Below are 19323 nucleotides of genomic sequence, written 5' to 3' on the forward strand. Positions count from 1 at the left end.
GTAGCTGACCGCGCGTGATCGCGACCCTGGTCCTGTGGAGCCATGCGCTTGCCGCGTTGCTGTTCGGCGCGGTGGCGCTTGGGCAGATGCGGCGGCCGAGCGGGCATTGGCCGCATCGCGCATTGCTGGCGGCACTGGTCGCGACGAGCCTTTGGGCGCTCGCGGTCGCGGGGATCGGGGCGCAGGACATCGCGACTCGCGTCGCGGCGAGCGTTCGCGATGTCGCCTGGCTCGGGTTCATGCTGGCACTCGTCCGCCGCGATCGCACGGGTAATCGCGCGCTGGACGCCGTGTATCTGGTGGTAATGACGCTCGCTGCGACGGCCGCGGTGCTGGCGTTCCTGGAGATGGCCGTCGTACATGACGAGGCGTTCGCTGCGGTCGCGTCCGCGCGCGCGATGCTCGGCATGATGGGGGCGGTGAGCGCACTCGTCCTCACACATCATCTGTATCAAGCCGCGCCGGCCTCGCGAGGCGGAGTCCGGCTGGTCATGCTGGCGCTTGCCGCGATGTGGAGCGTCGACCTGCTGGTGTCCGCCTCGGACTATTCTTCGACGGTGGCAGCGCCGATCGTCATCGTCGCGCGGGGCGTCGCGATGATCGGCGTCGCCGCGCTCCTGGTCGTCGGCGTGCATCGCAGCGGCGACTGGACGCTCGCCTTGTCGCGACCGATTGCGGTGCGCGCGTTGTCGGCGATCGCGCTGATCCTCTACATGGGCATCACCGCGCTAGCGACCGCCATCGTCGCCAGTCTCGCCGGACCCTATGCGCGGGTGGCGCAGACGGCGATCGTGTTCGGCGCGACGGCGATGGTGGTGGCGCTGCTGTCGACGCCGTGGTTGCGGGCATGGGCCAAGGTGAAGGTCGCGAAGCATCTGTTCCGCCATCGCTATGACTACCGTGCGGAATGGCAGCGCTTCACCGATACGCTGGGTCGGCCCGATTCCGGCGCAGAGTCGCTCGATTGTCGAGTCGTGAAGTCGATCGCCGACCTGACCGACTCGCCCGGAGGCCTGTTGCTAGTCCCAGATGGAGCTTCGCTGGGGCCGGGCGCGACGTGGAACTGGGCGGGATCTGCCGATGGTCCTCGTGACGAAGGGTTGGCGAGCTATCTCGCGCAGGAGGCGCGAATCGTCGAACTGGACCGCGTCCGCGCCGGCACCGCGATGAGTGACGACGTGGCGAGCGTTCCCGACTGGCTCCGCGACTGTCCCGAGGCGTGGGCGATCGTGCCGCTGGTACACGGCGGTACCCTGGTTGGCGCGATCGTGCTGGCGCGCCCACCGGTCGACCGTGCGCTCGACTGGGAGGATTTCGACCTGCTTCGGGTCGCTGGCCGGCAGGCGGCGAGTTACCTTGCCGAGGATCGCGCGCATGCAGCGCTGGCGGATGCGGCTCGGTTCGACGAGTTCAACCGCCGGTTCGCGTTTATCCTGCACGACATCAAGAACCTCGTCAGCCAGCTGACGCTGGTCGCGCGCAACGCCGAGCGGCACGCCGACAACCCCGATTTCCGCGTCGACATGGTCGCCACCCTCAAGGATTCGTCCGATCGCATGAACGCGCTGCTCGCCCGCCTGTCGCAGCACGGGCCCGTCCGCGGTGAACCGCTCCAGCCGCTCGACGTCGTCGCGATCGTCGAGCGAGTCGCGACCGACCGCAAGGCGCAGCACCCGATCGTCGCGCGCGGCGGTCCGGCCTGCGCGCTAGGTCACGCGGCGCGGCTGGAACAGGTGCTGGGGCAGCTCGTCCAGAACGCGGTCGAGGCGAGCGGTGCGGACGCGCCTGTCCTGCTCTCGGTCGAGACCGTCGGCGAGCAGGTCGCGATCGACGTGATTGATCATGGTTGCGGCATGACGCCGGGCTTCGTCCGTGACCAGCTGTTCAAGCCGTTCGTGTCGTCCAAACCCGCCGGCTTCGGGATCGGCGCGTTCGAGGCGCGGCAACTCGTACATGCGATGGGCGGCGCGCTCGAAATCGTCAGCCGCGAGGGGGAGGGCACTCGCTTCCGCATCCTGCTGGCCGCGGTCGCGGCGCTGGAGGTGGCCGCGTGAGCGGAAACGAGCGCCCCGTCCTGCTGATCGTCGAGGACGACCTCGGGCTGCAACGGCAATTGCGCTGGGCGTATGAGGGCTATGAGATCGTCGTCGCGAGCGATCGGGCGCAGGCGCTCGATGCGGTGCGTGCGCATGAGCCCGCGGTCGTTACGCTCGATCTCGGTCTGCCGCCCGACCCGGACGGCGTCACCGAGGGGTTTGCGACCCTGCGCGATATTCTCGCGATGAAGCCGGATACCAAGGTGATCGTCGCCTCCGGGCACGGCGCGCGCGAAAGTGCGTTGCAGGCGATCGCGGATGGCGCCTGGGACTTCTATGCCAAGCCGATCGACATCGACGCGCTTGGCATGATCGTCAGCCGCGCGTTTCACGTCCATGAGCTGGAGGCCGAGAACCGCCGGCTCGCGGCACGGATGGACGCGGGCGGGTTCGGCGGGTTGATCAGCGCTTCGCCCGAGATGGCGGTGGTCACGCGCACGCTGGAGCGGGTCGCGCCCGCCAATGTCTCGGTGATGCTGCTCGGGGCGAGCGGCACCGGCAAGGAACTGCTGGCGCGTGGGCTGCACGATGCGTCGCCGCGGTCGCGGGGGAATTTCGTCGCGATCAACTGCGCGGCGATCCCCGAGACGTTGCTCGAAAGCGAACTGTTTGGTCACGAAAAGGGCGCGTTCACCGGCGCGGTGAAGACGACCGAGGGCAAGATCGAACAGGCCGCGGGCGGGACGCTGTTCCTCGACGAGATCGGCGACGTGCCGCTCGCGCTCCAGGTGAAGCTGTTGCGGTTCCTCCAGGAGCGCGTGATCGAACGCGTCGGAGGCCGGAAAGCGATCCCGGTCGATACGCGCATCGTCTGCGCAACGCACCAGAACGTCGACGCGATGGTCGCGGACGGGCGGTTCCGCGAGGACCTGTATTACCGGCTCGCGGAGATCGTCGTGCGGATACCGACATTGGCCGAGCGGACCGGCGACGCGGTGCTGCTCGCGCGGCACTTCGTCACGCGCTATGCTCGGACGATGAACCCCGTCGTCACCGGCCTGGCCCCTGATGCGCGCGCCGCGATCGACGGCTGGGGCTGGCCGGGCAACGTCCGCGAGCTGGAGAACCGGATCAAGCGCGCGGTCATCATGGCCGACGGCAAGCTCGTCACGGCGACCGATCTCGACCTGGACGGGAAGGGCGAGGAGGCCGCCGCGCTCAACCTGCGCGCGGCTCGCGAACTCGCCGACCGGAAAGCGATCCGCCAGGCGCTGGCGAGAGCCGACGGCAATATCTCGGGCGCATCGCGGTTGCTCGGGATCAGCCGTCCGACTTTGTACGACCTCCTGAAAAGCTATGATCTCCATGCCTGAGACCGGATCCGCGGCGACGCACACGCATCGTTATCCGTTGCTGAGCCGGGACCGGCGGCGGCGCCTAAAAATGCGCGGCGTCGTTACCGCGAGATACACACGCTTGGTTGCGATCGGCGTCCTGTGTCTGCTGATCGTCGGTATCGCGATCGCCCTCGCGACTCGTCCGCCGCGGCCAGATGCGCGCCGGTCGCTGGTCGACAGCCTGACGACGCTGGCGGCGGGGAACTACAGTGCCGCGCGGACCAACGCGCAGGCCGCGATCAAGGCTGCCCCGACGTTGGGGATCGCGCATGCGGTACTGGCGCGCGCATATCTCGAACTGGGCGACGGGCTTGCGGCGGAGGCGGAACTGGCGCGGGCGACCGACGCGGGGTTGCCCGCGGATCGCCTGCATCAGCTTCAGGCACATGCACGATTGCTGCAGGGCGACCCCGATGGCGCGATCGACGAGGCAGCGCAGGCGCAACCGCGGTATGCCGGGTACGCCGCGCGAATCCAGGCACGGGCGCTGGCGTCGCAAGGCAAGCCGGTAGAGGCGCAGGCGGTGCTTCGGGCGCTGCTCGAGCAGGCGCCGAACGATGGTGCTGCATGGACGGATCTTGGCCGCATCCGGTTGACGGCGGGCGATGTCGGTGGCGCGTCCGTCGCGGCGACGCGCGCGGTGACGCTGGCGCGGGGCGAACCTGCGGCGCTGACGTTGCAGGGGGAGGTGATCCGCAGCCGCTACGGGCTCGTTGCCGCGCTACCGTGGTTCGAGGCGGCGTTGCAGCGCGACGCCTATTATCACCCCTCGCTGATCGAATATGCGGCGACGCTGGGCGAGGCGGGTCGGAATGCCGACATGCTGGCGGCGACGCGTCGCGCGCTGCTGGCGCGGCCGGGCAGCCCGCAGGCGTTGTACCTTCAGGCGATATCGGCCGCGCGCGCCGGACGCACTGATCTGGCGCGCGGGCTGCTGCAGCGAGCCGGTGGCGCGGTTGCCGGCTTGCCGGGTGCGATGCTGCTGTCGGGCAGTCTCTACTATGCGCAGGGCAAATTCGAACAGGCGGCGGTGACGTGGCGACAGTTGGTCGCGATCCAGCCGCTTAACGTGACCGCGCGCCGACTGCTGGGCGCGGCGCTGCTTCGGTCTGGGGACTCGCAGGGCGCGCTTAGCGTGCTGCGACCGATCGGGCTGCGCGCCGATGCGGACAGTTACGCGCTGACGGTGATCGCGCGAGCGTTCGACGCGACCGGGGATACCTCGACCGCGGCGCAGTTCGTCGATCGTGCGGCGGGGGGGCGGACGGCGCCCGCGGGGATATTCGGTACGGACGATTCGGTCGGCGCATTGTTGGCCGTTGCCGATGCCGCGTCCAGCGACCCGACCTATGTGCTGGGGGTGATCCGCGGCCAGATCGCGCGTGGGGATACTGCGGGCGCAATTGCTCGGGCGCGTGCGCTGGTCACGGCGAGCCCCGGCGCACCTGCCGCGCAACTGGCGCTTGGGGACGCACTGGTTGTTGCCGGGCGCTATCCCGAGGCGGCCGGCGTCTATGCACATGCCGCGGATCTGTCCTTCGACGAACCGACGATGTTGCGTCTGGTCGATGCGCTTGGGCGCGCCGGTCGCCCGCAGGACGCGGCGACCTCGCTGGCGCTGTATCTGTCGCAGAACCCGCAAAGCCTGACCGGATTGCGCCTGCTGGGGCATTGGCAGGTCGCGTCGGGGGATTGGGACAAGGCGATCGAGACGCTGGAGGGGGTGCGGCGAAGGGTCGGCAACCGGGATGGTGGCGTATTAAGCGACCTTGCGCTCGCCTATGCGGGTAGCGACGACGGCGCCATTGCGGTTCGCTACGGTAACGCTGCGTATAGTCTCGCGCCGATGAATGCAGCTGCGGCGGATGCCTACGGTATCGCCTTGGCGGCGAGCGGGAACGTCGGTGGCGCGCGCCAGTTGCTAGACAAAGCGGTGCGACTCGCGCCGGGCGATGCGGTGATCGTGAGCCACCGCCGCCAGCTTGGCTGAACGCTGCCGGTCCTGCCTTCGGAACCCTTGCCTCTGGGAAGGCGTATCGTCAGAAGCCGCGCATGACCGATCCGCTGGACCGCATCGCCGCCGCACTCGAGCGCCTGTCGCCACCCCCGCCGCCGGCCGCCGATCCGCGCGCGCACCCAGCGTACGTCTGGCGTGGTGGGGTGCTCCAGCTCGCGCGTGGGTTTGCGCCTTTGCCGCTGGATATGCTGATCGGTGTCGATCGACAGAAGGCCTCGCTGCTGGTCAATCTGCGCCATCTCGCGGCGGGTCATGCCGCGCAGGACGTCCTGCTGTGGGGCGCGCGGGGAACCGGCAAGTCGGCGCTCGTTAAAAGTGCGGTGGCGGACGTGCAGAGTTCGGGCGGCGACATTGCGCTGGTTGAGGTCACCGAGCTTGCCGGACTGCCGACGCTGTTCGCGGCGTTGGCGCAGGTCAGGCGTACGTTCGTCGTATTCGTCGACGATCTCGGATTCGACGTTCCGGCCGAGGCGCGGGCGCTTCGCTCGATGCTGGAGGGTGGGGCGGAACCTAGGCCTGCCAATGTACGATTGCTGGTGACCGCCAATCGCCGTCATCTGGCGCCGCGGGACATCGCCGAACAGGAAAGTGCGATCAACCCGCGCGATTCGGCGGACGATCATCTGGCGCTATCGGATCGCTTCGGCCTGAGCCTGGGCTTCCATGCGCTTGATCAAGAAGGGTATCTGGCGATCGTTGCGGCCTATGCGGCGACACATAATCTGGAGTTCGAACCGGGCGAAGCCATCGGTTGGGCTACACGTCGGGGCAGCCGTTCGGGCCGCGTCGCGTGGCAGTATGTCGTCGATCTAGCCGGTCGCGCTGGCAAGGCATTGTAATCTTAAAACGGTGGGCCGACGCGCGAAGCGCCGGCCCGGCAACCTCAGTTGCTGTCCGAGTTGTCGTCATTGACGATGGCGATAACGCCGATCGCTGCAACGCCAGCTACGATCAGGAGGGCGAAGATGCCGCCGCCGCCCGCGAGCTCGTTCTTGCCGGACGTTGCCGAGCCAACGCGTGCGTTCGCAACCGACAGGCTGGCAGGAGCAGCCGACGCTGCAACCGAGGTGGTCATCATTGCAACGGCAAGAGCGCCGCCGGTAAGAGCCTTGAGCTTCATAAATATCTCCAAAATAGTCGTCGTTCCATGCATCGCAACGCAACATTTGTCAACGAGTTCCAACGCAAACTCACGACGGTCTAGCTTGTTATCGACGTGCCTTCGACCATTTCGGCGAGTTCCAGCCAGCGTAATTCGGCCGCGTCCTTCTCCGCGCGTGCGGTTTCGATCGCCTTCGTAAGCTTCGCGAACGTCGCATTGTCCCGCATATAAAGGTCTGGCTTGGTGAGCTTGACCGCATCCGCGGCCATTTGCGCGTCGAGTTCCTCGATTCGCTTGGGCAGCAGTTCGTAGTCGCGCTGGTCCTTGTAGGTCAGTTTCGCGCGGGGAGCGGTAGCGACCGGCGCCGTGGCCGCGACCTTCTTCGACGCACGCTTGCCGGTCGTCGTCGACACGCGGCGCTTTTCCCAATCCTCGTACCCACCCGCAACAACGTCGACCGTGCCTGAACCGTCGAGCCCGAGCGTGATCGTCACGGTGCGGTCGAGAAAGTCGCGGTCATGGCTGACGATCAGCACGGTGCCGTCGTAATCGCCGATCACCTCCTGCAAAAGGTCGAGCGTCTCGAGATCGAGATCGTTGGTAGGCTCGTCGAGCACCAGCAGGTTCGACGGCTTGGCGAATTCGCGCGCTAGTAACAATCGCGAGCGCTCGCCACCCGACAGCGAGCCGATCTTCGCATCGACCATGTTCGGGTCGAACAGGAAGTCCTTCAGATAGCCGTGGATGTGCTTGCGCACGCCGAGCACGTCAATCCATTCGCCGCCGTCGACGACGACTTCGCGCACCGTCTTCTCGGGCGCCATCAGGCTGCGCTGCTGGTCGATCACCACCGCATCCAGCGTCTGCGCCAGCTTGATCGTGCCGCTGTCGGGCTGGATCTCGCCGGTCAGCAGCTTCAGCAGGGTCGACTTGCCGGCGCCGTTGCGGCCGACGATGCCGATGCGGTCACCTCTGGTGACCCTCAACGTCAAGTCGCCGATGATCGTGCGGTCGCCGTACACCTTGGTGACGTTCTTGGCGTCGATCACGACCTTCGACTTCGTGTCGTCGCTCGCGGTCGTCAGGTTGGCCGAGCCTTGCGGCCCGATCATCGAGGCGCGTTCGGCGCGCATCTCGTGCAGCTTGGTCAGGCGCCCCTGGTTGCGCTTGCGCCGCCCGGTGACGCCGCGGAGCAGCCAATGCTCTTCCAGCTTGAGCCGCGCGTCGAGCTTCTCGGCCTGGCGCTGTTCCTCGGCATAGACCTGCTCGGTCCACGCCTCGAACCCGCCGAAACCGATCTCCGCGCGACGGATCGCGCCGCGATCGAGCCACAGCGTCTGCTTGGTGAGCCGAGTCAGGAAGGTACGGTCATGGCTGATCACGACGAACGCACCGCGGAAGCGCTTGAGCCAGTCCTCGATCCACTCGATCGCGCCGATGTCGAGATGGTTGGTCGGCTCGTCGAGCAGCAGCACGTCGGGATCCTGCGACAGCGCGCGAACGATCGCCGCGCGACGCCGCTCGCCGCCCGACGCCGAAGCCGCCTCGCGTGACAGGTCGATGCCGAGCTGGTCGGCGATCGAATCCGCCTCGTAGTTCACCGGCGCATCGTCGCCCGCCATCACGTAATCGCGCAGCGTCGCGAAACCGCGCAGATCGGGTTCCTGCTCGAGGATGACGACGCGGGTGCCGGGGACGATTGTCCGGCGTCCCTCGTCCGCCTGGACGCTGCCGCCGAGCAGTTTGAGCAAGGTCGTCTTGCCGGCGCCGTTGCGGCCGATCAGCGCGAGCCGGTCGCGCGGTCCGATATGGATGTCGAGATTGCGAAAGAGCCATCCCGAGCCCTGGACGAGTCCGAGGCCTTCGAATGCTAAGATTGGTGCTGCCATGTTCCCGCCACGTAGGGGCGGCAGGTGATGCAGGCAAGTTACACTGTTCGCAGGACCGTGTGAGCGCGACCATTCACAGGGTGTTCAACGGGTGGCGGCTATGCCACGGCAATGAAGATGTTGCTTTTCCTCGCGACCTTGGCCGCGGCGCCCGTGTTGATCGGTGCTGCTCCTATGGTTGCCGGAGCGGATCAGCGCCGCAGCGATCAGATGTCCGCGTTCGAAGGGCGCAAGACCGGACGCCTGCTTTCGGTCCGCGAAATCGAGGCGCGCGTCCGCCCGACGATGGGAGACGCCCAGTATCTCGGCTTCGACTATGATTCGGGCAGTGCCATTTACACGCTCAAATACCTGCGCAATGGAACCGTCATCTGGATCGACGTAGATGGCCGTACCGGCCAGATCGTCGGCCGCACGGGTCGCTGAAAACCCCAATCGAGAGGAGTATCATGCGCGTTCTGATCGTTGAGGACGAGCCGAATCTCGGCCAGCAATTGAAGAATACCCTGGAAGGGGCCGGCTACGCGATCGATCTCGCGGTCGATGGCGAGGAGGGGCATTTCCTCGGCTCGACCGAGAATTACGACGCGGTCGTGCTCGATCTCGGCCTGCCGGAGATCGACGGGCTGACGGTGCTCGATCGCTGGCGCAAGGAGGGCAAGGTGATGCCCGTGCTGGTGCTGACCGCGCGCGACAGCTGGTCGGATAAGGTCGCCGGGCTCGACGCAGGCGCGGACGATTACGTCGCCAAGCCGTTCCAGAGCGAGGAATTGATCGCGCGTCTTCGTGCGCTGATCCGTCGAGCGTCGGGCAATGCCTCGTCCGAGCTGACCGCGGGCGACATCCGCCTCGACACGCGCAGCGGCAAGGTGACGCGCGCCGGCGAGCCGGTGAAGCTGACCGCGCAGGAATACAAGCTGCTGAGCTACCTGCTGCATCACAAGGGCAAGGTGGTAAGCCGCACAGAACTCATCGAACATATCTACGATCAGGACTTCGACCGGGATTCGAACACGATCGAGGTGTTCGTGACGCGAATCCGCAAGAAGCTTGGCCAGGACGTGATCACGACGATTCGCGGGCTCGGCTACAGCCTCGAAGATCCGGACGCCTGATCGGCTGACGATGGACAGCGCGCCGGTCACAGACACGCCGATAGCGGACGGGCCGATCCGCGTGCCCGCCGCGGTCAAGGGATCGCTGTCGCGGCGGATGATCCTGATCGCGGCGGTGTGGATCGGCGTGCTGCTCAGCGGCGGTGGGTTCGCGCTCGACCGGGTGCTGTCGGCCGCGGTGACGCGCAATTTCGACGACCAGCTCGAATATGTGCTGCGGTCGCTGCTCAATTCGTCCGAGATCGGCCCTGACGGCGAGGTGATCTTCTCGCGCGAGGCGGCGGCCGACCAGCGGTTCGTCGAGCCGTATTCGGGGCTGTACTGGCAGGTGTCGGGCAAGGGTCGCGAGGATTTCCCGTCACGTTCGCTATGGGATCGCCGGCTCGCGTTCGGCGGGACGCATGACGACCGCAACGCGCATTTCTATGACAGCACGCAATTTCCGGACGAGAAGCTGCGCGTGGTCGAGCGGGACGCGGTGATCCCCGGGTCGAAGGTGCATTGGCGGTTCCAGGTGGCGCAGAGCCGCGACGGGCTCGATGCGCAGATCACGACGTTGCGGCGGACGCTCGTGCGCAGCTTCGCGTTGCTCGCGCTCGGGCTGATCGTGATGGCGGCGCTGCAGACGTTCTATGGGCTGTGGCCGCTGCGCCGTGTGCGCGAGGAGATCGCCCGTATGCGCGCGGGGCAGTCTAACCGCGTGTCGAGTGCGATGCCGGTCGAGGTCGCGCCGATGGTCGAGGAACTGAACGCGCTGATCGAGCATAACGAGCGCCAGGCGGAGGAAGCGCGGCGCCACGCGGGCAACCTTGCGCATGCGCTGAAGACGCCGCTGACGGTGATCATGAACGCGGCGACGGCGCAGTCGGACGACCTCGCCGACACGGTCATCCGTGAGGCTCGGACGATGCGGCGGCAGGTCGACCATCACCTCGCGCGGGCGCGGGCGGTCGGGCGGCGTGGGTCTGCGCATAGCCGTGCGGATGTTTGGCCGAGCCTGGAGTCGGTCGAGCGGGCTGTCGGTCGGCTTTACCGGCATGTGCGCATCGACGTGACCGGGCCGCGCGGGTTGCAGGTCCATGTCGAGCGGCAGGATCTCGACGAGATGCTCGGCAACCTGATCGAGAACGCGGCGAAATATGGTGGCGGCAGCGTGTTCGTGACGGTCGGTGCGCAGTCAGGGTTCGTCGAGTTCCTGGTCGAGGACGACGGGGTCGGCATTCCGGAAGAGGAGCGGGTGCGGATCTTTGATCGCGGTGTGCGGCTGGACACGGGCAAGCCGGGGACGGGGCTCGGGCTCGCGATCGTGCGCGATGTCGCGGAGATCTACGAGGGGACGGTTGCGCTTGAGGAGAGCGAGGACCTGGGTGGGTTGCTGGTCCGGTTGCGGTTGCCCGCGGCTAACTGACGCCGTTTCGATCCTCCCCCGCAAGGGGGAGGTGGCGCGAAGCGACTGAGGGGGAGGACACGGAACACACGTTGTCCTCTGCCTCCCCCTCCGTCTGGCAAGGGCCAGCCACCTCCCCCTAGCGGGGGAGGATCAGTGTCACATCACCCCCGCGATCGCGCCTGGCGATACGTGCCCAGCACGCGCAGCCATTTCGAATGGAACCCCAGTTCCTCCATCGCGTGGTCGAGGTTCGCGTCGCCCGGCTTGCCGACCACGTCCGCATAGAATTCCGTCGCGGAGAAGCTGCCGTTGCGCTGGTAGCTTTCCAGCTTGGTAATGTTCACGCCGTTTGTCGCGAAGCCGCCGACCGCCTTGTATAGCGCGGCGGGGACGTTCCTGACCTCGAAGATCAGCGTCGTCATCCATTCGCCGCCAACCGGTTCCTGCGCCGCGGGAGGCTTGCCGCCGCGTGCCAGCACGACGAACCGTGTCGTGTTGTGGTCCGCATCGGCGATGTCGGTCGCGAGCAGGTCGAGGCCATACAGCCCCGCCGCGGCAGGCGGCGCAAGTGCGGCGATCGCCGGGTCGCCCAACTCCGCTACCACCGCCGCTGCGCCAGCCGTATCGGGATAGCTCACCGGCTCGATCCCGTGCGCCTTCAGCCAGTGCCGGCATTGGCCGAGAGCCTGCGGATGGCTCATCGCCTTGCGGATGCCGTCGCGCGGGCCGCAGGCCATCAGCGCATGGCGGATAGGCAGGAAATGCTCGCCGGTGATCACCAGCCCCGATTCGGGGAGCAGGAAATGGATGTCGGCGACGCGGCCATGCAGCGAATTCTCGATCGGGATGATCGCGCAATCGGCGCGGCCGTCCTTCACCGCGTCGATCGCGTCGGAGAAATCGAAACAGGGCAGGGGCAGGCCGTCGGGGAACGCCTCGACCGCGGCGACGTGGCTGTTCGCGCCCGGTGCACCCTGGAACGCGACGGCGCGCGCGGGCTCGGCGGCGGCGGCGTCGGTCATCCGCGCGACGATCGGGCGGGCGGGTGCGGCGAAGTTTTCCATGCGCCGAGCGCCTAAAGCGCGCTGCCTGCCTGTTCAAGCCGCGTAAAGCGCCGCCGCCCGCCATTCACCCGCCCTTCAAGCGCGGCTTGCGGTGCGCGCTCGCGTTTTCTATGGCTATCCCAAACAGAACAGGGCGGATGCACAAGATGGACAATCGGACCAATACGATCGCCGGCTGGGTGCTCGCAGGCTGTGGTGCGGCGCTCGGGCTGTCGATCGTCGGCGGGATGATGTTCCACGGCGAGCGCCCCGAGAAGATGGGCTATGCGATCGAGGGCGTCGTTGCCGAGGGCGGCGAGGGTGCGGCCGCCGAAGTGCCGATCGCCTCGCTGCTGCCGACCGCCGACGCCGCCAAGGGCGCCGAAGTGTTCAAGAAGTGCGCCGCCTGCCACACCATCAACCAGGGCGGCGCGAACGGCGTCGGCCCGAACCTGTACGGCACGGTCGGCGAGGAAATCGCCAAGGGCAAGGCCGGGTACGCCTTCTCGTCGGCGCTGGCCGGGATCGGCGGCAAGTGGGACTTCGACAAGCTGAACGCCTGGCTGACCTCGCCGCGCAAGTTCGCGCCGGGGACGAAGATGACGTTTGCGGGGCTTGGCAATGCGCAGGACCGGGCGAACGTGATCCTGTATCTGAACCAGCAGGGCTCGAACCTGCCGTTGCCGGCGGCGCCTGCGGCTGGTGCTGCTCCGGCGGCGGCCAAGGATGCTGCGGCTAAGGATCAGCCTGCGACGGCGAATGCGGCGGAAGCGGCTGCGACCAAGGGCGCGCCGACTGCGGATATCGCGAATACCGGAACGCCGGCCTCGGGCGCGCCGTCGGTGGATCCGGAAGCAGCCCGTAAGGGCGCCCGCTCGGAGAAGTAATCTTCCTGCTCCCTCTCCCCTGCGGGGAGAGGGCTGGGGTGAGGGGCTGTTCCAGGTGGAGCATTGCTTGGCTGCCCCTCACCCCGACCCTCTCCCCAGAAGGGGGAGAGGGAGAAGAGGAGTACTTCCCCCCGGGAAAGCTCAGCCCTCGGCCGCTTCCTTCTCGGCACGCTCGCGATAGAACGACTGCACCGCGTCCCAGGCCTCGTCCGCGGTCTCGACATAGCGGAAGATTCCCAGGTCCTTCTCGCTGACGACGCCTTCCTCGACCAGCGCATCGAAATTCACGACCCGCTCCCAGAACTGGCGGCCAAACAGCAACACCGGGATCGGCTGGATCTTGCCCGTTTGGATCAGCGTCAGCAGTTCGAATAGCTCGTCGAACGTCCCGAACCCACCCGGAAACGCCGCCAGCGCCCGGGCGTGGAGCAGGAAGTGCATCTTCCTGAGCGCGAAATAGTGGAACTGCACCGACAGCGACGGCGTGACGTACGGGTTCGGCGCCTGCTCGTGCGGCAGGACGATGTTCAGCCCGATCGACTCGGCGCCGACGTCGTCAGCACCGCGGTTGGCGGCTTCCATGATCGACGGACCGCCACCCGAACACACCACGAACTGCCGCCAGCCCCGCTCGTCGCGCGGCAGGACGCTGACCTTGGCCGCCAGCTCACGCGCGACGTCGTAATATTTCGACTTCTCGACCAGCCGCTCGGCGATCTTCTTCGACTTCTCGTCGGTGGCGAGCTTCAGCAGCGCCTGCGCCTTCGACGGCTCGGGAATGCGCGCGGAGCCGTAGAATACGAACGTCGAGCCGATCTTCGCCTCGTCGAGGACGAGTTCGGTCTTCAGCAGTTCGAGCTGGAACCGCACCGGCCGAAGGTCTTCGCGCAACAGGAAATCCATGTCCTGGAAGGCGAGCCGGTAATGCGGGTGCTGCGTCTGGGGTGTGGAAACGGAGTCGCGGGCGGACTCGGCATCCTGGCTGGCGTTCGGAAAAACGCGCGATGGTACTCGTGTATCGGTCATTCAGGCGCGATTAGAGGAAACGCGAGGGGAGGGCTAGAGCGGTGCGCTAGCGGCAGAAATTGGCGTGATCGTCTTCGAGATGGAGGTGGTTGCGGTGGGCGGCGTTGTAGTCGGGGCTGAGCACCGTGCCGAACCGCTTGCATGCCGACGCGCGGATCGTCTGGAGGAATTGGCGGACCTGCGGGTCGGACGAGTTCCAGTCGTTGAGCACGGTGATTCGCCGCCCGTCCTTCAGTACGAACCCGCCGACGTCGATCGCGTTGGCGATCGCGTGGCCCGAGCGGCGGCTGGTGTTGCCTGCGGAGCCGACCACGTTGCGGCAGGCGTAGCTCCCCATGCTGTCGATCCGCGCGAGTTCGCTGCCCAGCATCTGATACGCGGCCGGTGCGACCGCGTTGCGCGTCCAGCCGATGAACGCGCGCGCTGCGCCGCAGCGGACCGCGGTGAGGTTGGCGACGGGGACGCCGATATCGACCAGCTTCACGGTGCCGTTGAGCCCACAGCCCGGCCCCGTTTCGCGGTCGGGCAGGACCTGGAACGAGACGTGGAGTTGGCGCAGGTCGGCGAGACACTGCGCGGTTTCGCGGTTGCTTGGGACTGAGAGGTTGGGGCGGGTCTTGGTCGGTGCCGTGGGGCGATCGGCACGTCCGCAGCCGGCTAAAGTCAGTGCGAGAGTCGCTACTACCACCCACTCCGTCATGCCGGGCCTGTTCCGGCATCCACTCATCGTCTTGTCCCCCATGCCTAAGGCCGTGCGGCACGGTGAAGCGCGGGACAAGCCCGGGGTGACGGAGCGAGTTTGGCGCACGGTGGGGCGAGTCCCGCCGCCGCGCGCTTGCAATCGAACGCGGTTGACACGCCCGCGGACGCCGTTAGGGCCGGCGACGGGCCACGCGGTCCCAACGCCGCGCGTGCTCTCTGTGAGGAGAGATACATGACTGATACGACCTACGCACCCGCTACAGGTGCGCCTACGCTGCCCGCTACGAAGCCGGCGCGTCCCTTTTTCAGCTCCGGTCCCTGCGCGAAACCTCCGGGTTGGTCCGCGGACAAGCTTGCCACCGCATCGCTCGGTCGCTCGCATCGCTCGAAGATCGGCAAGACCCGCCTCCAGTACAGCATCGACCTGATGCGCGAACTGCTCAAGCTCCCCGATACGCACCGCATCGGCATCGTCCCCGGATCCGACACCGGCGCGTACGAGATGGCGATGTGGACGATGCTGGGCGCGAAGCCCGTCACCGCGCTCGCGTGGGAAAGCTTCGGCGAGGGCTGGGTCACGGACGCGGTCAAGCAGCTCAAGATCGACCCCACGGTGGTGCGCGCCGATTACGGCCAGCTGCCCGATCTGGATGCGGTCGACTGGTCGAACGACGTGCTGTTCACGTGGAACGGCACCACCAGCGGCGTGCGCGTGCCGAATGCCGACTGGATCCCCGACGACCGCGAGGGGCTCTCGTTCGCCGATGCGACGTCCGGCGTGTTCGCCTACGACATCGACTGGACGAAGATCGATGTGGCGACCTTCTCGTGGCAGAAGGTGCTCGGCGGCGAGGGCGCGCACGGCGTGCTGATCCTTGGGCCGTGCGCTGTCGAGCGGCTCGAGACGTACACACCGGCTTGGCCGCTGCCGAAGGTGTTCCGCCTCGTCTCGAAGGGCAAGCTCACCGAGGGCGTGTTCAAGGGCGAGACGATCAACACGCCGTCGATGCTGGCTGTCGAAGATGCGATCTTCAGCCTCGAATGGGCGAAGTCGCTCGGCGAGGACGGTCTGATCAAGCGCTCGGATGCGAATGCGGCGGCGTTGGACAAGATCGTGGCGGAGCGCGACTGGCTCGGGCATCTGGCGGTCGATCCGGCGACGCGGTCGAAGACCAGCGTGTGCCTGACGGTCGAGGGTGCGGACGAGGCGTTGATCAAGGCGATGGCCTCGGCGCTGGAGAAGGCGGGGGCTGCGTATGACGTGGCGGGTTACCGCGACGCGCCTCCGGGGCTTCGTATCTGGTGCGGCGCGACCGTCGACACCGCCGATATCGAAGCGCTCGGTCCCTGGCTCGACTGGGCCTACGCGACCGCCAAGGCGGCTTAATATTCTCGCTTCCTCTCCCCTTCGGGGAGAGGGCTGGGGTGAGGGGCTGCCACGCACGCCACCTCCCCGTACCACCCCTCACCCCGACCCTCTCCCCGGAGGGGAGAGGGAGAAGAAAGAAATCCCATGCCTAAAGTCCTCATCTCCGACAAAATGGATCCTCGTGCGGCGCAGATCTTCCGCGAGCGCGGCGTCGAGGTCGACGAGATCACCGGCAAGACGCCTGCCGAACTGATCGCGATCATCGGCGAGTATGACGGCCTCGCGATCCGCAGCTCGACCAAGGTGACCAAGGAAATCCTCGAGCACGCCACCAACCTGAAGGTCGTCGGCCGCGCCGGCATCGGCGTAGATAACGTCGACATCCCCGCCGCGTCGGCGAAGGGCGTAGTCGTGATGAACACGCCGTTCGGCAACTCGATCACCACCGCCGAGCACGCGATCGCGCTGATGTTCGCGCTCGCCCGGCAACTCCCGGAAGCTGACGCGTCGACGCAGGCCGGCAAGTGGGAGAAGAACCGCTTCATGGGCGTCGAGCTGACGTCGAAGACGCTCGGCCTGATCGGTGCGGGCAATATCGGCTCGATCGTCGCCGACCGTGCGCGCGGCCTGAAGATGAAGGTCGTCGCGTTCGATCCGTTCCTGACGCCCGAGCGCGCGATCGAGATCGGCGTCGAGAAGGTCACGCTCGACGAACTGCTCGCGCGCGCCGACTTCATCACGCTGCACACGCCGCTGACCGACCAGACGCGCAACATCCTCTCGGCCGAGGCGCTCGCCAAGACCAAGAAGGGTGTCCGCATCATCAACTGCGCGCGCGGCGGCCTGATCGACGAGGTCGCGCTGAAGGCGGCGCTCGATTCGGGGCAGGTCGGCGGCGCCGCGCTCGACGTGTTCGTCGAGGAGCCTGCCAAGGCCTCGCCGCTGTTCAACACGCCGAACTTCATCAGCACGCCGCATCTCGGCGCGTCGACGACCGAGGCGCAGGTCAACGTCGCGATCCAGGTCGCCGAGCAGATGGCCGATTTCCTGATGTCGGGCGGCGTCACCAACGCGCTCAACATGCCGTCGCTGTCGGCCGAGGAAGCGCCGAAGTTGAAGCCGTACATGGCGCTGGCGGAGAAGCTTGGGTCGCTGGTCGGTCAGCTGACGACCGGCGCTGTGTCGCGGATTTCGGTGCATACCGAGGGCGCGGCGGCCGACCTGAACGCGAAGCCGATCGTGAGTGCGGTGCTCGCCGGCTATCTCCAGACGCAGACCGCGACGGTCAACATGGTCAACGCGCCTGTATTGGCACGCGAGCGTGGTCTTGAGGTTCGCGAGGTCCGCACCGAGCGTGAGGCGGATTACCATACGCTGCTCCGCGTTTCGGTGAAGACCGAGGATGGCGAGCGGTCTGTTGCGGGGACACTGTTCGGCGATTCGGCGCCGCGGTTGGTGGAACTGCTGGGGATCAAGATCGAGGCCGATCTCGCCGGGCCGATGCTGTACGTCGTCAACGAGGATGCGCCGGGGTTCATCGGTCGTCTTGGGACGGCTCTTGGCGAGGCTGGGGTGAATATCGGGACGTTCCATCTTGGGCGGCGTTCGGCTGGGGGCGAGGCGGTGCTGCTGCTCTCCGTTGACGAAGCGGTAACGCCGGAGCTGCTGACGAATGTCCGCGCGCTCCCCGGCGTGAAGACCGCGATGGGCCTCAACTTCTAAGCCTGTTAGGCTTCTTGCTTAAGCCCTCTCCCCTCCGGGGAGAGGGTTGGGTGAGGGGTAGTTGGGAGGGGCATCGCTCGCGGCGCCCCTCACCCCGACCCTCTCCCCGGAAGGGGGAGAGGGAGCAGTGAAGGTCGACGACCTACTTCTCGATCGCGCAAAGCGGATGCGGCGCGATCCCACTCCGGCAGAAGCGAAACTCTGGCGCCATCTCCGTAACCGGCAGATCGCCAACACCAAATTCACCCGCCAGTTCGTCATCGGCCCCTACATCGCCGACTACTGCGCACGCGACGCGAAACTCGTCATCGAGGTTGACGGCGATACGCATAGTGACCAAGCGCGCGACGCAAGCCGAACGGATTGGCTCCAAAGACAGGGATATCGCGTGATACGGTTCAGCAACGCCGACATCATGTCCGAAATGGACGGGGTCTGGCAGGTCATATCTGCTGCGCTTGTGGCAGCCCCTCACCCCGACCCTCTCCCCGCAGGGGAGAGGGAGCAGTGACCGCACTCCTCCCCGAAGGTTTCCGAGATCGCCTCCCGCCGTTCGCCGATTCGGCCGCGGCGCTGGAGGCCCGCGTGCTCGAAGCAGCGCGTCTCCACGGCTACGAGCGCGTCGATCCGCCGCTCGCCGAATTTGCCGATGGGCTGGAGATGCGCCTCAAAGCCGGCGGGCTGCACGACGCAGTGCGCTTCGTGGATCCGGTGTCGCAGCGCACGCTGGCGATCCGCCCCGACATCACCGCACAGGTCGCGCGGATCGCCGCCACGCGGATGGGGCATCACCCTCGGCCGGTTCGGCTGAGCTACGCTGGCTCTGTCCTCAAACTGCGCGCATCGCAGCTCGCGCCCGCGCGCGAGACCCGGCAGATCGGCTGCGAACTCATCGGGCTCGACTCGGTCGCTGCGGCACAGGAGCTCGTCGCGGTCGCGGTCGACATGATTGCCGCCGCCGATGTTACCGGCGCATCGATCGACTTTACGCTGCCCGACCTGGTGCCGACGCTCGCCGCTGGCCCGCTCCCCGTCGCGGATGACCTGGTCGCCACCTTGCGCGATCGGCTCGACGCGAAGGACGCCGGCGCTGTCGCCGCACTCGCGCCCGCCTACCTCCCCCTGATCGAAGCCGCAGGGCCGTTCGACCAGGCGATGGACCGCCTTCGTAGGTTCGACACGACCGGTGCGCTGGCTTCGCGTCTCGACGGTCTCGCGCGCATTGCTGAAGCGATTGACGGCCGCGTTGCGCTGACGCTCGACCCGACCGAGCGGCACGGGTTCGAATACCAGAGCTGGCTCGGCTTCTCGCTCTTCGCCGACGGTAGCGCACGCGAAGTCGGCCGCGGTGGCACCTACACCATCGTCCACGAGAACGGTGCCGAGGAAGCCGCGACGGGCTTCTCGCTGTTCGCCGACGCCTTGGTCGAGCGCGTCGCCACCGTCGACCGTCGCCGCCTCTTCCTCCCGTTCGGTACGCCCGCCAGCGAAGGCGCAGCGATGCGCGCGCAAGGCTGGGTTACCGTCGCCGCACTCGACGCCGGCGACACCCCCGAAGCACAAGTCTGCACGCATCTATGGGTAGCAGGCGAGCCCCGCGCGCTGTAGGCGCTGCGCGTAATCCTCAG

The 19323-nt window shown here is 67.1% G+C and carries 17 protein-coding genes; 12 read left to right on the forward strand and 5 right to left on the reverse strand.

The window, feature by feature from the left end; genetic code table 11:
* Positions 1 to 14 precede the first annotated feature (14 nt).
* From prsK to AC1ME3_RS08345, 4 genes are all read left to right on the forward strand, one after another.
* Entirely contained in the window at positions 15 to 2054 is a 2040-nt protein-coding gene (gene prsK, locus AC1ME3_RS08330) for an XrtA/PEP-CTERM system histidine kinase PrsK (RefSeq protein WP_480955604.1), read from the forward strand.
* Positions 2051 to 3409 (forward strand): PEP-CTERM-box response regulator transcription factor, encoded by a 1359-nt coding sequence (gene prsR / locus AC1ME3_RS08335; protein ID WP_480955605.1) that lies wholly within the window; start codon positions 2051 to 2053, stop codon positions 3407 to 3409. The genes prsK and prsR overlap by 4 nt, the downstream gene beginning before the upstream one ends.
* Before the next feature lie 70 nt (positions 3410 to 3479).
* Positions 3480 to 5423, forward strand: a complete 1944-nt coding sequence (locus AC1ME3_RS08340) for a tetratricopeptide repeat protein (RefSeq protein WP_480955606.1) — start codon at positions 3480 to 3482, stop codon at positions 5421 to 5423.
* 62 nt (positions 5424 to 5485) lie between these two features.
* Complete coding sequence (locus tag AC1ME3_RS08345) at positions 5486 to 6289, forward strand: DUF815 domain-containing protein (RefSeq protein ID WP_480955607.1); 804 nt, start codon at positions 5486 to 5488, stop codon at positions 6287 to 6289.
* A 44-nt stretch (positions 6290 to 6333) separates the two neighbouring features.
* Here the strand turns inward: AC1ME3_RS08345 and AC1ME3_RS08350 are convergent, their stop codons facing one another.
* Both AC1ME3_RS08350 and AC1ME3_RS08355 read right to left on the reverse strand, forming a co-directional pair.
* Positions 6334 to 6570, reverse strand: coding sequence for a hypothetical protein (locus tag AC1ME3_RS08350; protein WP_480955608.1), 237 nt, complete (start codon positions 6568 to 6570; stop codon positions 6334 to 6336).
* An 80-nt stretch (positions 6571 to 6650) separates the two neighbouring features.
* Complete coding sequence (locus tag AC1ME3_RS08355) at positions 6651 to 8441, reverse strand: ABC-F family ATP-binding cassette domain-containing protein (protein ID WP_480955609.1); 1791 nt, start codon at positions 8439 to 8441, stop codon at positions 6651 to 6653.
* Positions 8442 to 8552: 111 nt separating this feature from the next.
* On the opposite strand from AC1ME3_RS08355, the gene AC1ME3_RS08360 reads away from it, so the two are divergent.
* From AC1ME3_RS08360 to AC1ME3_RS08370, 3 genes are all read left to right on the forward strand, one after another.
* Positions 8553 to 8867 (forward strand): hypothetical protein, encoded by a 315-nt coding sequence (locus tag AC1ME3_RS08360; protein WP_480955610.1) that lies wholly within the window; start codon positions 8553 to 8555, stop codon positions 8865 to 8867.
* 23 nt (positions 8868 to 8890) lie between these two features.
* Complete coding sequence (locus AC1ME3_RS08365; RefSeq protein ID WP_055881618.1) at positions 8891 to 9556, forward strand: response regulator transcription factor; 666 nt, start codon at positions 8891 to 8893, stop codon at positions 9554 to 9556.
* A 97-nt stretch (positions 9557 to 9653) separates the two neighbouring features.
* Positions 9654 to 10964, forward strand: coding sequence for a sensor histidine kinase (locus AC1ME3_RS08370; protein ID WP_056485281.1), 1311 nt, complete (start codon positions 9654 to 9656; stop codon positions 10962 to 10964).
* A 143-nt stretch (positions 10965 to 11107) separates the two neighbouring features.
* Here AC1ME3_RS08370 and AC1ME3_RS08375 read toward each other — a convergent pair whose 3' ends face one another.
* Entirely contained in the window at positions 11108 to 12010 is a 903-nt protein-coding gene (locus AC1ME3_RS08375) for a prephenate dehydratase (protein WP_480955611.1), read from the reverse strand.
* A gap of 146 nt (positions 12011 to 12156) precedes the next feature.
* Between AC1ME3_RS08375 and AC1ME3_RS08380 the strand changes: the two genes are divergently transcribed.
* The gene (locus AC1ME3_RS08380) at positions 12157 to 12876 is read left to right on the forward strand and encodes a c-type cytochrome (RefSeq protein ID WP_056061807.1); all 720 of its coding nucleotides are present in this window, start codon (positions 12157 to 12159) and stop codon (positions 12874 to 12876) included.
* A 141-nt stretch (positions 12877 to 13017) separates the two neighbouring features.
* On the opposite strand, the gene AC1ME3_RS08385 is transcribed toward AC1ME3_RS08380, so the two are convergent.
* Both AC1ME3_RS08385 and AC1ME3_RS08390 read right to left on the reverse strand, forming a co-directional pair.
* A complete protein-coding gene (locus tag AC1ME3_RS08385) occupies positions 13018 to 13902 on the reverse strand; it encodes an LOG family protein (protein ID WP_056484830.1) in 885 nt (294 codons plus the stop codon).
* Between the two features lie 46 nt (positions 13903 to 13948).
* Entirely contained in the window at positions 13949 to 14602 is a 654-nt protein-coding gene (locus tag AC1ME3_RS08390) for an extensin family protein (RefSeq protein WP_480955612.1), read from the reverse strand.
* Positions 14603 to 14836: 234 nt separating this feature from the next.
* Between AC1ME3_RS08390 and AC1ME3_RS08395 the strand changes: the two genes are divergently transcribed.
* The 4 genes from AC1ME3_RS08395 to AC1ME3_RS08410 all read left to right on the forward strand — a co-directional run bounded on the left by AC1ME3_RS08395 (position 14837) and on the right by AC1ME3_RS08410 (position 19303).
* A complete protein-coding gene (locus AC1ME3_RS08395; protein ID WP_480955613.1) occupies positions 14837 to 15991 on the forward strand; it encodes a phosphoserine transaminase in 1155 nt (384 codons plus the stop codon).
* Positions 15992 to 16117: 126 nt separating this feature from the next.
* On the forward strand, positions 16118 to 17695 hold the full coding sequence (gene serA, locus AC1ME3_RS08400; protein WP_480955614.1) for a phosphoglycerate dehydrogenase: 1578 nt from the start codon (positions 16118 to 16120) through the stop codon (positions 17693 to 17695).
* Positions 17696 to 17822: 127 nt separating this feature from the next.
* The gene (locus AC1ME3_RS08405) at positions 17823 to 18206 is read left to right on the forward strand and encodes an endonuclease domain-containing protein (protein WP_480955615.1); all 384 of its coding nucleotides are present in this window, start codon (positions 17823 to 17825) and stop codon (positions 18204 to 18206) included.
* Positions 18203 to 19303 (forward strand): ATP phosphoribosyltransferase regulatory subunit, encoded by a 1101-nt coding sequence (locus tag AC1ME3_RS08410; protein ID WP_480955616.1) that lies wholly within the window; start codon positions 18203 to 18205, stop codon positions 19301 to 19303. The genes AC1ME3_RS08405 and AC1ME3_RS08410 overlap by 4 nt, the downstream gene beginning before the upstream one ends.
* Positions 19304 to 19323: the final 20 nt, after the last annotated feature.

This window comes from Sphingomonas sp. BL2 (assembly GCF_056680015.1).